Origin of the sequence: Halorubrum hochsteinianum (assembly GCF_023702125.1) — an archaeon.
Classification (GTDB): domain Archaea; phylum Halobacteriota; class Halobacteria; order Halobacteriales; family Haloferacaceae; genus Halorubrum; species Halorubrum hochsteinianum.
In genome coordinates, this window is the sequence record NZ_CP098415.1 from 968,728 (window position 1) to 983,567 (window position 14,840).

Sequence of the window (14,840 nt, forward strand, 5' to 3'; positions counted from 1 at the left end):
TCGACGGCCACACCACTCGATCCGGTACCGCGAGCGCGACCGACCTCCCGATCTCACTCGGTTTCGGCGGCCGTCTCGAAGACCACCCACTCCGAGTGCTCGTTGGGCTGGTCGGGGAGGTACGTCCCCTCGCTCCCGCACTCCGTGACGAGCCGACAGACAGACCGCTCGGGCGGCCAGACGACCTCGACGCGACCGGAATCGACCCCGCGGACCGTCGCCTCCTGTCGGTAGGTGAACGTCGAGCCGTCGGGCGCGACCAGCGTCACGGTGAGGACCGCGACGTCGCCCGCCGGGTCGATCGACGCCGAGCCGTTCGGCGCGCCCGCCAGCCGGACCCCGTCGGGACCGACGGACCACTCGACCGCGAGCGGGTCGCCGGCGTCGGGGTCGCTCACCGCGTACGTCGTCCGCCCCTCGCCGCGGCGCGTCTCGATCCGGACCCGAGCGGTGTCGACGCGCTCGGGGACCCCCACCGTCGTCTCGGCGTCCACGCGCGAGCCGGACCGCACCGCGATCGGCTCCAGTTTCGGCGTGACGCGGTCGTCCGGGTCCGCGGTCCACGCCCCGCGGTAGCCGTAACGGTAGTGAGTGCGGTTCGGGTAGGCGTCGAGGACCGCGAAGTCCTCGACCGGGTCGCGGTCGAGCGCGTACACCGCGTCCCCGTCGAGTCCCGGCTCGTTCCGAAGCCCCTGGAACGGGTGGTTGAGCCACTCGCCGTACGGCGTGGGGACGAACACCAGCGCGTCCTCGAACTCGGTCTCCTCGAACGGGGCGTAGGCGGCCTCGTGTTTGGCGTCGATGGCCGCGTTGCGCTCGACCGGCTCCGAGGCGGTCGCGACCGCGGCCCCGCCGGCGGCGAGCAGCGCGACCGCGACGACGAGCGCGACCGCGGCGCGCGCGCTCCCGTCGGACCCGGTCCGGGCCGCGATCCGCGCGCGGAGCCGCGGCAGCGACCGCGCTCCGGCGGCGACGGCGACCCCGCCGAACACCGAGAACGGGACGAGCAGGTCGAAGTGGTAGAACGGCCCGAACAGCGACGCCAGCCCGTCGGCCGGGTCCGACAGCGTCGCGAGCGCGTTGTGCGTCCCCCAGAAGAACAGGTTGCCGACGACGACGGCGGGAACGACGCCGGCGACGAGCAGGGCCGCCGTCCGCCGGAACGCCGGCGACCCGGGTGAGTCGGGGGAGTGGGGAGAGTCGAGTGAGTCGGAGGAGTCGTCCCCGGGGGCGGCGGCCGGGAAGAGGTCGAGACCGGCGCGCCACCGCCGGACCGCGACCGCGCCGCCGGCGAGCGCGAGCAGCGTCCCGACCGGTCCCGCCGCGACCCACCGGGTCGCGAGCACCCACAGCGCGTACCCGTTCGATTCGAGCGCCAGCGCGGGCGTGTACTCGACCGAGTGGCCAAGGATGCGGCGCTCGCCGAACCCGGGACCGTCCATCGGCGCGAACGCCTGATACGGGAAGGTGAGCGCGGAGCCGGTCACCCGCAGGTTGTACGCGAGCGTGACGCCGACGAACAGCGTCCCGAACAGCGCCGTCAGGCCGTGCCTGCGGACCGGGGCGGGGAGCGTCGGGAGGTTCAGGCCCTCGGCCGCGACCGCCGACCCAACCCGCCACAGCGCGTGTGCGATGAACGGGGCCGCGAACAGCACCGCGGTGAACGGGCGCGCGAAGAAGGCGATCCCGATCGCGACGCCGGCGACGCCGGCGGCCGCGGTCGACCCGTCGCGGACGCTCCGGAGGTACGCGACCGCGAACAGGAGGTTGAAGAACGTCGTCGGCGCGTAGGGGAGAAATGTCGCACCGGTGAGGACCGCCATCGGCGACGCCGCGAACAGGACGGCCGCCGCGAGTCCGGCCCGCCGACCGGCGGTCATGGCCCCGAGCAGGTAGACGAGCGCGGCGTTGCCCGCGGCGACCGCCGCGAGCGTCACCCGCGGCTCGTCGAACAGGGCCATCGAAACCGCGTACGTCGCCGCCGGAACGGGGCTGTACTTCGGGTAGAGCCGCCCGCCGTCCTCGACGAAGAACCACGGGTGGACGGCGTCGGCGAGGGGACCGGCGTGGAACTCCAGTTGCCCGCCGAGCAGGAGCGCGGCCTGCGTGAGGTAGACGCCCTCGTCGTGGTTCGCGGAGTGGTGCGAGAACAGGGTGGCGGCGACCGCGAACGTGAGGAGCCCCGCGGCGAGCGAGACGCAGACCGCGGCGGCCGTCGTCCGGTCCGCGCGAGCGACGCGCTGGCGGAACCAAGACGCGGACCACGCGAGAGGGGACGGGGCGGGGCGGGACGACACGGGGCGGGACGCGTCAGATGTCGACGCCGGCCTCGCGCATGAGGTCGACGGTCGCCTCCAGGTCGGACAGCTCCGTCAGGTCGATGTCCGGCACGTCGAGTTCATCGATCGTCGGGAGGTCGCCGATCGGCTCCACGTCGGGGATGAGCGGGTACTCGAACGTCGAGCGCGCGAAGTAGTCCTGCGCCTCCGCGGACAGCAGGTGCCGGACGAAGTTCCCGGCGAGGTCGACGTCCGAGGCGCTGTCGACGATCGCAGCGCCCGCGACGTTGAACACCGCGCCGGCGTCGCCCTCGGTGAAGGCGGTGTCTATCGTCGCGTCCGGGCTGCCGTCGAGGACGCGCTGGATGTAGTAGTGGTTCGTGAACCCGGCGTCGACGGTCCCGTTCGCGATCTCCTCGCAGACGCGGAACTCGTCGTCGTAGGCCGTCGCACCCGACTCGACGACGGCTTCGAGCCACTCGCGGGTGGTCTCGTCGCCTTCGAGGATCCGCATCGCGGTGACGAACGCCTGACAGGACCCGTACGAGGGGGCCCACGCGAGGTCGCCGTCGAACGCCTCGGGGAACTCCATGATGTCGCTCGGCACGTCGTCGGCGTCGTACTCGCCGCTGTCGTACGGGACGGTCCGGGCGCGCCCGGAGGTGCCGATCCACTGGTCGGTCCGGAACTCCTCGCGGACCAGTTCGGCCACGTCGCTCGGGATCGCCTGCGTGCGCCCCTCGTCGGCGAGCGCGCCGAGCGACCCGGCGTTGACGGAGTAGAACACGTCCGCCGGCGACCCCTCGCCCTCGTTGAGGATCGCGTTGACGTGGTCGGTGGAGTCGGCGTACCGGACGGTCAGGTCGAGGTCCGGGTACTGCTCGTTGATGTACTCGACGAGCGGGCCGACGAGGAACTCGTTGCGGCCGGAGTACACCGTCAGTTCGCCCGAGAGGTCGGGCATCTCGGAGATCGGCGTGCCGCCCGGGAGCTCGCGCCCCTCGCGGCCGGAGCCGATCTGTCCGATGTTCGACTGCGCGTCGCCGCCGGAGTCATCCGTCGTCCCGTTACAGCCAGCGAGGCCGACCGCGCCGACCGCGGCGGCGCTCGCGAGGAACCGCCTGCGGTTCGCGTTCGTGAGGTCGTGGTTCGTCATGTGTTTTAGGCTTGCCTAAATGGTTTTAGTCGTGTCGGTTCAGTCGTCCGCGACCGCCGACGTCCGGCTGACGGCGTCGAGGCAGTCGAGCCAGTCGCGCATGTACTCCCCGCAGTGGTTGAGGAACGCGCCGTTGTTCCACTCGTCGAACTCGCCCTCCGCGAGCGCGTCGGCCATCGCGGCGAACGCGGCCGCGTACGAGTCCGCGTCCTCTCCCACGCTGTCGATCACCTCCCAGACGTGTTCGTTCAGCTCCAGTCCGGCCACCTCGTTCGCGAGGTCGTCGAACGTCGAGCGCGGGGCCTTGTTGTGCTCGCAGAGCGGGTCGCCGTTGTAGATCCGCTTTCCGAGCACGTCGCAGGCGCGTTTTAAGAACAGCCCCGACCAGATGTCGTCGAACCGGCCCACGTCCCACTCGTTGTCGTCCATCGGCAGCTGGTAGAACGCGGGGATCACCTCGCGGCGGAACGCGAGGTTCATCGAGCAGACGGTGAGGTAGTTGCCGCGCGCGGCGACGAAGTCACGCTCGAAGTCGGCGGCGCTCGTGCGGGTCTGCGCCTGCCCTTCGAGGTCGCCGTCCATCAGGATCCGAACGGCGTCGAGGTCGGGGACGTTGGTCCACAGCCCCTGCGAGGCGACGACCTCGCCGGACTCGACCGCGACCGAGCCCGTCTCGACCGTCTCGTCCATCGCGGCGTACGGGTATCCGCGGGGGTACAGCCCGTGTTCGTCGGCGTTCTGGTAGAGGACGTTGACCCAGTCCTCGTCGGAGGCGACGCGCTCGATCTCGCCGCCGAACGCGAGGTTCCACATGTGACGGCCGAAGTAGTCCACGTCGTCGTGCGGGAGCGTGTCGTCGTCGATGAACACGCCGTAGTCGAACGACTCGTCGGCCCACATGTAGAGGAGGCCGAAGCTCGTCTCGGCGTGGCTCGCGGCCGGGACGACGTGACCGTACGCCGCCGCGTCGTTCGCCTCGTACCACTCCTCGCGGCGAGTCCCGTCGAACACCTCGCCGGAGACGCCGAGGTCGTCGAGCATCGCGCGCATCTCGTCGGTCTCACAGAAGTCCTCGGTGACCAGGACGAAGTGGAGCCGCGAGACGTCGAACCCGTGTTCGCGCGCGTTCTCGACGTACGCGCGAACGCATTCGTACTCCCGGATCGTCGGGACGATCACGCAGATATCCGGACCGTTGCGGTCCGAGACGGTCGCGTCCATACGAGCTTGTTTTTAGGCTTGCCTAAAAGTTTAGCGGTCCGACGCCGACCGCGTCGCGGCCGCGTCCGGTTCTGGCTCCGGATCGTCCGGGGAGCGGGTCACCGAGAGGTCGAACGCGGCCGCGACGACGCCCCCGCCGGCGATCGTGACGGCGTTTTTCAGCGCGTGGTCGAGCGCCGCCGCGGCGAGCGCGGTCTCGGCCGGGACGGGCGTGACCGCGACGACGATGCCGGTGAACGCCGCCTCGTAGAGGCCGATCCCGCCCTGCGAGAGCGGCAGCACCTTCGCGAGGTTCCCGGCCGAGACCGCGAGCGTGCCGACGACGAGGAGCGTCGCGGGGTCGACCCCGCCCCCGAAGCCGCCCACGAGCGCGGCGAGCACGAGCACCGCGGTCAGGGCGTCCGCCGCCCACACGACGCCGCTCGCGAGCGCCACCCGAGCGACCGCCCCGGCGTCGGCGGCGACCACCCGGACGGCGGCACCGAACCGGACGGCGGCGTCGACGGCCCCGGAGAGCCGGGAGCCGGCCGCGCGCTCGCGGAGGGTCGGACCGAACCGTCGGTCGCCGCGAGCGACCGCGACGCCGACGGCGGAGAGCGCCGCGGCCGCGAGCGCGGTCCCGGCGGCGGCCGCGACCGCCCGCCCCGACCCGTCCGGGGGCACGGACCGGCCCCCGGCGAGGAGGGCCGCGAGCGCGGCCCCGCCGGCCCCGCCGAGCGCGCCGAGCGCGACCAGGTCGAAGGCGCGCTCGACCGCCAACGACGCGACGCCAGTCGGGTACGGTACCTCGCGCCGGCGCTTCAGGAGGTACGCGCGGACCCCGTCGCCGGCCCGCGCGGGGACGACCAAGTTCGCGGTCTGGCTGGCGAACACGGCCGCCGTGAGGAAGCCGGTCCGACAGCGGTGCCCCATCGGCGCGAGGATGTCGCCGTACCGCCGGCCCCGGACCGGCCACGACAGCAGGTAGACGACGAGCGCCGCGAGGAGGAGCCGCGGGTCCGCGGCGGCCGCGGCCGCGACGACGGCCTCGGCGTCCAGCGTCCGCGCCAGCACCGCGCCGCCGACGGCGAGGACGAGGACCGTCCCCGCGACCGCGATAGAGCCCCGCGGGAGCCGCTCGCGGATTCCGGAGAGCCGCTCGCGGAGCCGAGCGGCGACGACGCGCGGATTCATCATTTGTTTAGGTCGCCCTAAAGAACATAACGCTGGCGGTTCGGAGAGGCGAATCTCGGGCCAAGACCGACGGCGTCCCGGCGTAACGCGTTTGCTCGTTGGTGTCGAACGACGCGTCATGAACGCGAGCGAAGCGACCGATGGCGACGGGGTTCGAATGTGGCTCGTCGAGCGAACGTACTCGGACGACGAGCAGAACATGGTGATCCTCACGTACGCGACGCCGGACGGCGAGCGCTACTTCCGTAAGGAGCAGGCGCTCACCTCCTTCGCGGACGTGCGCGACACCACGGCCGCCGTCGACGCGCCGCCGTCGAACGTCGGGACCGTCGACGACCCCGACGACCGCGAGCGGTACGCCGCGGAGGCGACGCGGATGGCGGACGCGCACGACCCCGACGACGTGATCTGACCGACGGCCGACGCGGATCCGCGAGCGACCCCGCACACCCTTTTGACCGTTCGGGCCCAACGGCCGTTCGATGCGTGCGACCCTCGAAACGCTCGGAATCGCCCTCCTCGTCGGCGCTGTTCAGGCCGCGCTCGGCGTCGTCGGTCTCGCGGGGCTGTTCGCGCTGTCGACCCCGCTGTCCGTCGCCCCGTGGACGCTCGTCACCAGCGTGTACGCGCACGGCTCCGTGAGTCACCTGCTGGCGAACGCCCTCTCGCTGCTGCTCGTCGGTCCCCTCGTCGAGCGGCGGACGACCCGCGGCCGCTTCCACGCGTTCGTCGTGACCGCCGGCGCGCTCGCGGGCGTCGCGCAGGTGACCGTCGGCGGCCTGCTCGGTCCCCGGGCCGCCGTCCTCGGACTCAGCGGCGCGGTGTTCGCGCTCGGCGGCTACCTGCTCGCGGGCAACGTTGTGAGCGCGACGCTGTTCGACCGCCTGCGGCTCTCGCCGCGCGTCCAGTTCCTGCTGTTCGGTCTCGTCGCCGTCGCCCTCACCGCGACGACGGCCGCGCCGGGCGTCGCGCTGATCGCGCACGCGACCGGCGCGTTCTGCGGGCTCGCGGCCGGTCGGGTCGGGCTCCTCGACGCGCGGTGAGGCGGAGTCCCGCTCCGGCGGCGTCGCCGGCGCAGTCGCTCGGCGGGTGAAAACAAAGAGAGGGTAGAGAAACGCCCTAGCGCTCAGTCTTCCAGAACGATCTCGATGCTGACGTCGTTCGGCACTTGGACGCGCATGAGCTGGCGGAGCGCGCGTTCGTCGGCGTCGATGTCGATCAGACGCTTGTGGACGCGCATCTCCCAGTGCTCCCACGTCGCCGTCCCCTCACCGTCCGGGGACTTTCGCGACGGGATCTCGAGCGTCTTCGTCGGCAGCGGGATCGGGCCCGACAGGGCGACTCCCGTCGAGTCCGCGATCTCGCGGACGTCGTCGCAGATGTCGTCGAGGTCCTCGGGGCTCGTGCCGGCGAGGCGGACGCGTGCCTGCTGCATCGATTATCGCTCGTTGACTTCCAGCACCTTGCCGGCCGCGATGGTCTGACCCATGTCGCGGATGGCGAAGCTGCCGAGTTCCGGAATCTCGCCGGACGGCTCGATGCTGAGCGGCTTCTGCGGGCGCACGGTGACGACCGCGGCGTCGCCGGACTTGATGAAGTCCGGGTTCTCCTCGGCGACCTCACCGGACGAGGGGTCGATCTTCTGATCGATGGACTCGATCGTACAGGCGACCTGCGCCGTGTGGGCGTGGAAGACCGGCGTGTAGCCGGCCGTGATCACCGACGGGTGCTGCATGACGACGACCTGCGCCTTGAACGTCTCGGCGACGCTCGGCGGGTCGTCGGCCGGGCCACAGACGTCGCCGCGGCGGATGTCGTCCTTGCCGATGCCGCGGACGTTGAACCCGACGTTGTCACCGGGCTCGGCCTTGGGCACCTCTTCGTGGTGCATCTCGACCGTCTTCACCTCGCCGCCCACGTCGGACGGCTGGAAGGAGACGTTGTCGCCGGTGTTGAGGATCCCGGTCTCGACGCGTCCCACGGGGACGGTCCCGATACCGGAGATGGTGTAGACGTCCTGGATCGGCAGGCGGAGCGGCGCGTCCGTCGGCGGCTCGGCCTCCGGCAGGTCGTTGAGCGACTCCAGCAGGGTCGGACCGTCGTACCAGTCGGTGTTCTCGGACGCCTCGGCGACGTTGTCGCCCTCGAACGCCGAGATCGGCACGAACGTGGTGTCGTCGGTCGCGAAGCGGACCTGGTTGAGCAGGTCCTCGACCTCGCCGATGACCTCCTTGTAGGAGGACTCCTGGTAGTCGACCAGGTCCATCTTGTTGACGCCGATGATGAGCTCGTTGATGCCCAGCGTGCGGGCCAGGAACACGTGCTCGCGGGTCTGGGGCGCGACGCCGTCGTCGGCCGCGACGACGAGCACCGCGTTGTCGGCCTGCGAGGCACCCGTGATCATGTTTTTCACGAAGTCACGGTGGCCCGGGCAGTCGACGATGGTGAAGTAGTACTCGTCGGTGTCGAACTCCTGGTGGGCGATGTCGATCGTGACGCCGCGCTCGCGCTCCTCGGCGAGGTTGTCCATCACGTAGGCGAACTCGAAGCCGCCCTTGCCCTTCTCTTCGGCTTCCTCGCGGTGCTGCTCGATTACGTGCTCGGGGACGCTCCCCGTCTCGAAGAGGAGGCGACCCACGAGCGTACTCTTGCCGTGGTCGACGTGGCCGATGATGGCCAGATTCTGGTGCGGTTTGTCACTCATGGGGTAATCACGCGCTAAGGCGCTCTGTGAGTAAGTTTCGGTTGATTCCACTAAAACGGTTTCGATACGTACCACAGAGTATCGGGCCGCAGTCCGGCGATTCTCGACAACGCGGGGCACGCCACGCCGCCGCACGCGACGGCCGGTCGACCGATAGGAGGGTCGATCGCCGGCGTGATCACTCCAGCCGCCCCACGTCGCCGAGGACCGCGCTCGCGGTCTCGGGACCGCCCGCGCCGCGCCCGGAGATGTTGAGCCGGCCGGCGTGAGAGGTCTCGATCTGGACGATGTTCTGGGTCCCGGAGACCGCGAGCGTCCCGTTCTCGGGGACGAGCCGCGGCGCGACGCGGACCGTGTCGCCGGTCGCCTCGCCGATCAGCCGCACCGTCCGCCCGTCCTCGGCCGCGAGCCGGAGCGCCGAGCCGGGCACGTCGCGGATCCCCTCCACGTCGGCGTCGGCGAGCGTGAACTCCCGGGCGTCAGCCGGGTCGTCGGCCGCGCCGAACGAGAGGACGTTCGCGAGGATGACGCACTTCAGCGCCGCGTCGGTCCCGTCCACGTCGAAGGAGGGGTCCGCCTCGGCGACGCCGAGGTCCTGCGCCTCCGCGAGCACGTGGTCGTAGTCGAGCCCCTCCGCGGCCATCCGCGTGAGGATGAAGTTCGCCGTCCCGTTGAGCACGCCGCGGACCGCGGTGACGTGGCCCGGCTCGATGTCCTCGACGGTCGAGACCGCCGGGATCGCGCCGCCGACCGTCGCCTCGAACCTGATCTCGCCGTCGCTGTCCGCGACGGCCGCACGCAGGTCGCCGAACCGCTCCGCGACCGGCCCCTTGTTCGCGAGGACGGCGTGGCGGTCGCGCTCCAGCGCGCGGGTCACGTGCGAGAAGCCGGGCTCTGCGTCGTCCAGCGTCGTCGGCGTCGCCTCGACGAGGACGTCGTAGTCGGCCGCGAGCGCGTCGTCCGGGTCGTCGTCGCCGACGATCCCGCGTTCCGCCTTCCGCGCGACGACGGCGTCCGGGTCGACGCCGACGGCCCCGTCAGCGCCTGCGCCGGCCGTTCCGTCCGCGACGACCGCGCTCGACGAGTCCGCGACGGCGACGACCTCGTGGCCGTACTCGCCCGCGAGTTCGACGACGGAGCGCCCGACCGCGCCCGCGCCGATAACGGCGAGTCTCACGCGTCCACCCCCGTGAGCGGCTCGACGACGCGGAGCTCCTTGTCGGCCGCGAGGTCCCGGACGGCCGCGATCGCCGCGTCCGTCTCGCCCGCGCGGGCTTCGAGCCGGAGCCGCGCGCTCGACACCTCCTCGGTCCCCTGCGGGGCCGCCAGCGACACGTCGGCGACCGAGGCCGACTCGCAGGCCTCGATCCGCGAGAGCGTGTCCGAGAGGTCCGTGTCGATGAGGTGGCCGAACAGGAGGATCGTCACCTCCTCTGCGTACCGCTCCGTCCCCGCCTGCATCACGTTCACGCCCTCGCTGCGGAGGGCGTCGACGATCCCCTCGAACCGCTCCGCGGTCGCCTCGAAGTCGACCTCGACGGGGATCCGGCCGCGGGGGGTCTTGTTCCCGCGCTCGTGGTAGATCGACAGGAGGTTCCCGCCGTTGTCCGCGATCGGCTGGAGCGCGGCGAGCAGCTGGCCGGGCTCGTCGACGAGCTCCAGCCGGACCGTGTGCGTCGAGGGCGTCGCGGCCGCGTGACCCCCGTCCGGAGACGCGCCCGGAGCCGACGACTCCGACTCGTCGGACGCGGTCTCGGGGACCCCGTCGCGACCGTCGCTCACGCCGCCACCTCCGCGACCCCACCGCGGACGGTTCGGTCGCGGGTCGGCGTCCGCGGACACGCTCCTGTCCCCAACGTGGAGCGGTCGCTCGGTGGCTCCGTCGCGGTGCGCCAGAGGGGAGTCGTGCCCGTCTGCATACCCGAACGGAGTCGGACGATCCGGTATAAGCCTTCGGCGGGGGCAGGCGTTGCCTCGCCGCCGCGGTTGTCAACGTACCCCACGGAATCGGGTGAGCCCGCCTCGAACGGACGCCGCCACCCATACAGTTATCCGAGACCCGGACCGACGGCGGGGCGTGCGCTACCCTCCACGAGTCCCGTCGAGCGCCGGGACGCGATTCGCCGCACAGAGTTACCGCCAGTCGGGTCGCCGTCCGCCGAATCGGGGTCGTCGATCCACATGAGCGACGGCGGCCTCTCGGTCAACGGCCCGAAGACGCTCAAGGGCGCAGTCGCCGTGCTGCTCATCGGGCTCGCGGTGACCGGGTACGGCGCGTACGACTACACCCAGCAGTCGGACGCCGTGGACGACGCCGTCGAGGTCGACGCGACGATCACCGAACTCGACGTGGAGTCGACGTCGAGCGGTAGCAGCCGGGACGTTGACTATCGACCGACGGTCCGGTTCACCTACGAGTACGAGGGGACCGAGTACGCGGGGACGAACCTGTTCCCGTCGACGATCACGTCCGACTACGACACCGAGTCGGAGGCCCGCGAGGTCCTCGACGGCTACGCCGTCGGCGAGCCCGCCACCGCCTACGTCGACCCGTCGGACCCCGACGGAGCGTTCCTGCGGACCGAGACGTCGAACGCCCCGCTCGTCGCGGTGGCGGTCGGACTGCTGTTCGCGTTCGTCGGCGCGCGGGTGGCGCTCCGGCGCGTCCGCGGCTGACGAGCCAGCGTCGAACGGACCTGTCGCTGACGGCGGGAGCGCTTCGGACGGAGGCGTCGAGAAAGAAGTTCGCAGAAGGAAACCGCAGAGCCCGCGGACCGCGTCGCCGACTTAGAAGTAGTCGATCGACTGCGGCAGTTCGAGCTTCATGCCCTTGCGCTCGCGGATCTCCATGATCTTCTCGCGCTGAAGGTTGTCCACGAGCACGCGGAAACCCGCGTTCTCGGTGTTCCACGAGGCGCGGCCCTCGGTGGCCGAGCGGATGTCGGAGGAGAACCCGATCATCTCCTCGACGGGCGCGATGCCCTCGACGACCATGAGGTCGCCCTCCTGGTACATGTCGTCGACGCGGCCGCGGCGACCTTGGATCTCACCGGACGCCGCGCCCATGTGCTCGGAGGGCACGTCGATCCGGACGTCCTGGATCGGCTCGAGCAGGCGGACCTCGCCGTCGATCAGCGCGCGGTGGACCGCGTCGCGGACCGCGGGGATGACCTGCGCCGGACCGCGGTGGATGGTGTCCTCGTGGAGCTTCGCGTCGTGGAGGCGGAACAGCGACCCCTGGACCGGCTCGGCGGCCAGCGGGCCGTCGTCGAGCGCCTCCTGAAGCCCCTCAAGCACGAGCTCCATCGTCTCGTTGAGGTGCTGGATACCCTTCGTGTCGTCGATGAGGATGTTCGTCCGGTGGATGTCCTCGACGTTCTGGGAGGTGTCCTTGTCCATGCCGGCCTCCTGCAGCGCCTCGCGGCGCTCCAGTTCGGGCATGTCCATCGAGACCTCGCCGAGCTGGATGGCGTCGACGATCTCCTGGTCGAGCGGCTCGACGGTGATGTAGAACTTGTTGTGGCGGTTCGGCGACTGCCCCTCGACCTCGCGGGAGGACTCCTGGGGCTGCTCGCGGAACACGACGATCGGCTCGCCGGTGATGACCGGGATGCCCTGGTTGTCGCGGATCCGCTGGGTGATCACTTCGAGGTGAAGCTCCCCCTGCCCGCTGATGAGGTGCTCGCCGGTGTCCTCGTTGATCTCGATCTGGATCGTCGGGTCCTCCTTGGCGACCTGCTGGAGCGTCTCGATGAGCTTCGGCAGGTCGTCCATGTTCTGGGCCTCGACGGACTTCGTGATGACCGGCTCGGAGATGTGCTCGATCGACTCGAACGGCGTCATCTCGACGGACGAGACGGTGGAGCCGGCGATGGCGTCGCGCAGTCCGGTGACCGAGGCGATGTTCCCGGCCGGGACGCGGTCCACCTCCTCGCGCTCGGACCCCATGAAGAGGCCGACGCTCTGGATGCGGTTCTTGCCCGCCGTCCCCGAGACGTACAGCTCCTGACCCTTCTCCAGCGTGCCGGAGAAGACGCGGCCCGTCGCGATCTCGCCCGCGTGCGGGTCCATCGAGATGTCCGTGACCATGAAGACGACATCGCCGTCCTCGTCGACGAGCTGCATCCCCTCGGCCAGCTCGGTGTCCGGGTCGCCGCGCCAGATGCGCGGGACGCGGCGGGGCTGCGCGTCGACCGGGTTCGGGAAGTGCTCGCAGACCATGTCGAGCACGACGTCCGACAGCGGCGTGCGCTCGTGGAGCTCCTGCCGCTTGTCGTTCTGCTCCAGCTCCATGATGTCGCCGAAGTCCATCCCGGTCCGCTGCATCGAGGGCATCGAGACGCCCCACTTGTACAGCGCGGAGCCGAACCCGACCGTGCCGTCCTCGACGGAGACGGTCCAGTCCTCGGGGATGTCGTCCATGTTCTCGGCCATCCCGCGGATGAGCTCGTTGACGTCGGCGATGACCGACATCAGCCGCTCCTGCATCTCCTGGGGCCCCTCCTGGAGCTCCGAGATGAGGCGGTCGACCTTGTTGATGAACAGCGTCGGCTTCACGCCCTCGCGGAGCGCCTGCCGGAGCACCGTCTCCGTCTGCGGCATCGCGCCCTCGACGGCGTCGACGACCACCAGCGCGCCGTCGACCGCGCGCATCGCGCGGGTGACGTCGCCCCCGAAGTCCACGTGGCCCGGGGTGTCGATGAGGTTGATGAGGTGGTTGGTGTCCTCGTACTCGTGGGTCATCGAGACGTTCGCCGCGTCGATGGTGATGCCGCGCTCCTGTTCGTCCTCCTTCGTGTCCATCGCGAGCTGCTCTCCCGCGGTGTCCTCGGAGATCATGCCCGCGCCCGCCAGCAGGTTGTCGGAGAGCGTCGTCTTCCCGTGGTCGACGTGGGCGGCGATGGCGATGTTCCGGATGTGCTCCGGGTTGTCCATCAGCCGCTCACATTCCTGAACGATCTTCTTGCGTCGGCCCATTATACCGAGTGTTATCGAAAGCAGGGTCAAAAGGGTAGTGTTTCGTCGCGGCCGTTTCGGCGGGGATCGACCCCAATCGCCGCCGATTTCGTGTCGATCGCTGTCACGGAACGGTCGGCGGGCCGGACCGTTCCGCGGCCGCCGACGTGACCGGTAGCCGGGGGAGCCGCCCGGAGGCATCGGGGCGGTTTTAAGTCCCGACTCGGGAAACGGGGACGCATGAACGAGACGCTCTCGCACCTCGTCGACAGCGGCGTCGTCGCGGTGTTACGCGGGGTCCCGGCCGACCAGCTCATCGAGATCACCGAGGCGCTGCGCGAGGGCGGCGTCACCGCCGTCGAGATCACCGCCGACACGCCGGACGTGGCGGAGAAGCTCGGCGAGGTCGCCGGCTCGTTCGACGACGAGGTCGTCGTCGGGACCGGGACGGTCCTCGACAGCGAGACCGCCCGGACCACGCTGATGGCGGGCGCGGAGTTCGTCGTCTCGCCGAGCCTCCACGAGGACGTGATCGAGACGTGCAACCGGTACGGTGCCGTCACCGCGCCGGGCGTGATGACGCCGACCGAGGCGATCCGCGGTTACGAGGCCGGGGCCGACTTCGTGAAGGTGTTCCCCGCCAAGACCGTCGGTCCGGACCACCTCGGCGCGATGAAGGGGCCGCTCGGACAGATCCCGATGATGCCGACCGGGGGCGTGAGCCCGGACAACGCCGGCGAGTACATCGACGCGGGCGCGTTCGCGGTCGGCGCGGGCGGCGCGCTCGTCGACTACGACGCCGCCGAGCGCGGCGACTACGAGGTCATCACCGAGACCGCCCGGGAGTTCACGCGGGTCGTCGAGGAGGCCCGCGGAGACGACTGAGACGCCTCGACTCCGAACGCGGCCGCCCCGCGGATCTCCCGACGTGTGCCGCGGCCGGACGACTGCCGTCCCCTTTTCCGAGCGAGCGGCGTAGCGCTGGTGATGCTCGTCGTACACGCGGCATTCCCGATCGACCCGGATCGGATCGACGAAGCGCTCGACCACGCCGAGACCCTCGTCGCGGAGTCGAACCGCGAGGAGGGCGTGATCGACTACAGGGCGGCGAGAGACGTGGAGAACGGGGCGACGCTCCGCTTCTTCGAGCGGTACGAGGACGCGGAGGCGTTCGAGGCGCACTCGGGGACGGACCACTTCGAGGCGTTCGAGGCGGCCCTCCCCGACCTGCTCGCGGGAGAGCCGGAGGTGTGGCGGTTCGAGGTGGAGTCGGCCGCGCAGTTGGATCTCTGAGGCGGGGACGCTCCCGGACCCGGGGCGAGTCGCGGGCGGGCGGCGCGGGACCCGACCG

15 protein-coding genes are annotated in these 14,840 nt (G+C 70.8%); 5 read left to right on the top strand and 10 right to left on the bottom strand.

The features are described 5' to 3' along the window. Nucleotides 1-53: 53 nt before the first annotated feature. Genes NAF06_RS04755 through NAF06_RS04770 form a run of 4 tightly spaced genes read right to left on the bottom strand, consistent with a single transcriptional unit; the run spans nt 54 to nt 5,829 of the window. Nucleotides 54-2,297 carry a DUF7846 domain-containing protein gene (locus NAF06_RS04755; protein ID WP_008582684.1) on the bottom strand — a complete coding sequence of 748 codons (2,244 nt, stop codon included), beginning with the start codon at nt 2,295-2,297 and terminating at the stop codon, nt 54-56. A 13-nt stretch (nt 2,298-2,310) separates the two neighbouring features. After that, nucleotides 2,311-3,435 carry an extracellular solute-binding protein gene (locus NAF06_RS04760; protein ID WP_008582685.1) on the bottom strand — a complete coding sequence of 375 codons (1,125 nt, stop codon included), beginning with the start codon at nt 3,433-3,435 and terminating at the stop codon, nt 2,311-2,313. A 39-nt stretch (nt 3,436-3,474) separates the two neighbouring features. Beyond that, nucleotides 3,475-4,656 (bottom strand): hypothetical protein, encoded by a 1,182-nt coding sequence (locus NAF06_RS04765; RefSeq protein ID WP_008582686.1) that lies wholly within the window; start codon nt 4,654-4,656, stop codon nt 3,475-3,477. Nucleotides 4,657-4,686: 30 nt separating this feature from the next. Further along, a complete protein-coding gene (locus NAF06_RS04770) occupies nt 4,687-5,829 on the bottom strand; it encodes a lysylphosphatidylglycerol synthase transmembrane domain-containing protein (RefSeq protein WP_049908656.1) in 1,143 nt (380 codons plus the stop codon). Between the two features lie 118 nt (nt 5,830-5,947). Between NAF06_RS04770 and NAF06_RS04775 the strand changes: the two genes are divergently transcribed. Both NAF06_RS04775 and NAF06_RS04780 read left to right on the top strand, forming a co-directional pair. Continuing rightward, nucleotides 5,948-6,241 carry a DUF7967 family protein gene (locus tag NAF06_RS04775; protein ID WP_008582688.1) on the top strand — a complete coding sequence of 98 codons (294 nt, stop codon included), beginning with the start codon at nt 5,948-5,950 and terminating at the stop codon, nt 6,239-6,241. Between the two features lie 70 nt (nt 6,242-6,311). Beyond that, nucleotides 6,312-6,872, top strand: a complete 561-nt coding sequence (locus NAF06_RS04780; RefSeq protein WP_008582689.1) for a rhomboid family intramembrane serine protease — start codon at nt 6,312-6,314, stop codon at nt 6,870-6,872. Between the two features lie 83 nt (nt 6,873-6,955). On the opposite strand, the gene rpsJ is transcribed toward NAF06_RS04780, so the two are convergent. The 5 genes from rpsJ to NAF06_RS04805 form a co-directional block, all read right to left on the bottom strand. Beyond that, nucleotides 6,956-7,264, bottom strand: coding sequence for a 30S ribosomal protein S10 (rpsJ, locus tag NAF06_RS04785; protein WP_004048854.1), 309 nt, complete (start codon nt 7,262-7,264; stop codon nt 6,956-6,958). A gap of 3 nt (nt 7,265-7,267) precedes the next feature. Next, nucleotides 7,268-8,533, bottom strand: coding sequence for a translation elongation factor EF-1 subunit alpha (gene tuf / locus NAF06_RS04790; RefSeq protein ID WP_008582690.1), 1,266 nt, complete (start codon nt 8,531-8,533; stop codon nt 7,268-7,270). A 178-nt stretch (nt 8,534-8,711) separates the two neighbouring features. Next, a complete protein-coding gene (locus NAF06_RS04795) occupies nt 8,712-9,710 on the bottom strand; it encodes a homoserine dehydrogenase (RefSeq protein WP_008582691.1) in 999 nt (332 codons plus the stop codon). Further along, complete coding sequence (locus NAF06_RS04800; protein WP_008582692.1) at nt 9,707-10,315, bottom strand: amino acid-binding ACT domain protein; 609 nt, start codon at nt 10,313-10,315, stop codon at nt 9,707-9,709. The genes NAF06_RS04795 and NAF06_RS04800 overlap by 4 nt, the downstream gene beginning before the upstream one ends. Beyond that, nucleotides 10,312-10,452, bottom strand: a complete 141-nt coding sequence (locus NAF06_RS04805) for a hypothetical protein (RefSeq protein ID WP_160162868.1) — start codon at nt 10,450-10,452, stop codon at nt 10,312-10,314. Before NAF06_RS04805 ends, NAF06_RS04800 begins: the two co-directional genes overlap by 4 nt. Nucleotides 10,453-10,714: 262 nt before the next feature. Here NAF06_RS04805 and NAF06_RS04810 point away from each other — a divergent pair, with 262 nt between their 5' ends. Beyond that, nucleotides 10,715-11,209 carry a DUF3592 domain-containing protein gene (locus NAF06_RS04810; RefSeq protein WP_008582693.1) on the top strand — a complete coding sequence of 165 codons (495 nt, stop codon included), beginning with the start codon at nt 10,715-10,717 and terminating at the stop codon, nt 11,207-11,209. 111 nt (nt 11,210-11,320) lie between these two features. Here NAF06_RS04810 and NAF06_RS04815 read toward each other — a convergent pair whose 3' ends face one another. Next, nucleotides 11,321-13,510 carry an elongation factor EF-2 gene (locus tag NAF06_RS04815; protein ID WP_008582694.1) on the bottom strand — a complete coding sequence of 730 codons (2,190 nt, stop codon included), beginning with the start codon at nt 13,508-13,510 and terminating at the stop codon, nt 11,321-11,323. A gap of 219 nt (nt 13,511-13,729) precedes the next feature. Here NAF06_RS04815 and NAF06_RS04820 point away from each other — a divergent pair, with 219 nt between their 5' ends. Together NAF06_RS04820 and NAF06_RS04825 are read left to right on the top strand one after the other, a co-directional pair. Beyond that, nucleotides 13,730-14,374 (top strand): bifunctional 4-hydroxy-2-oxoglutarate aldolase/2-dehydro-3-deoxy-phosphogluconate aldolase, encoded by a 645-nt coding sequence (locus NAF06_RS04820; RefSeq protein ID WP_008582695.1) that lies wholly within the window; start codon nt 13,730-13,732, stop codon nt 14,372-14,374. Nucleotides 14,375-14,476: 102 nt separating this feature from the next. Then, nucleotides 14,477-14,782, top strand: coding sequence for a putative quinol monooxygenase (locus NAF06_RS04825; RefSeq protein WP_008582696.1), 306 nt, complete (start codon nt 14,477-14,479; stop codon nt 14,780-14,782). Nucleotides 14,783-14,840: the final 58 nt, after the last annotated feature.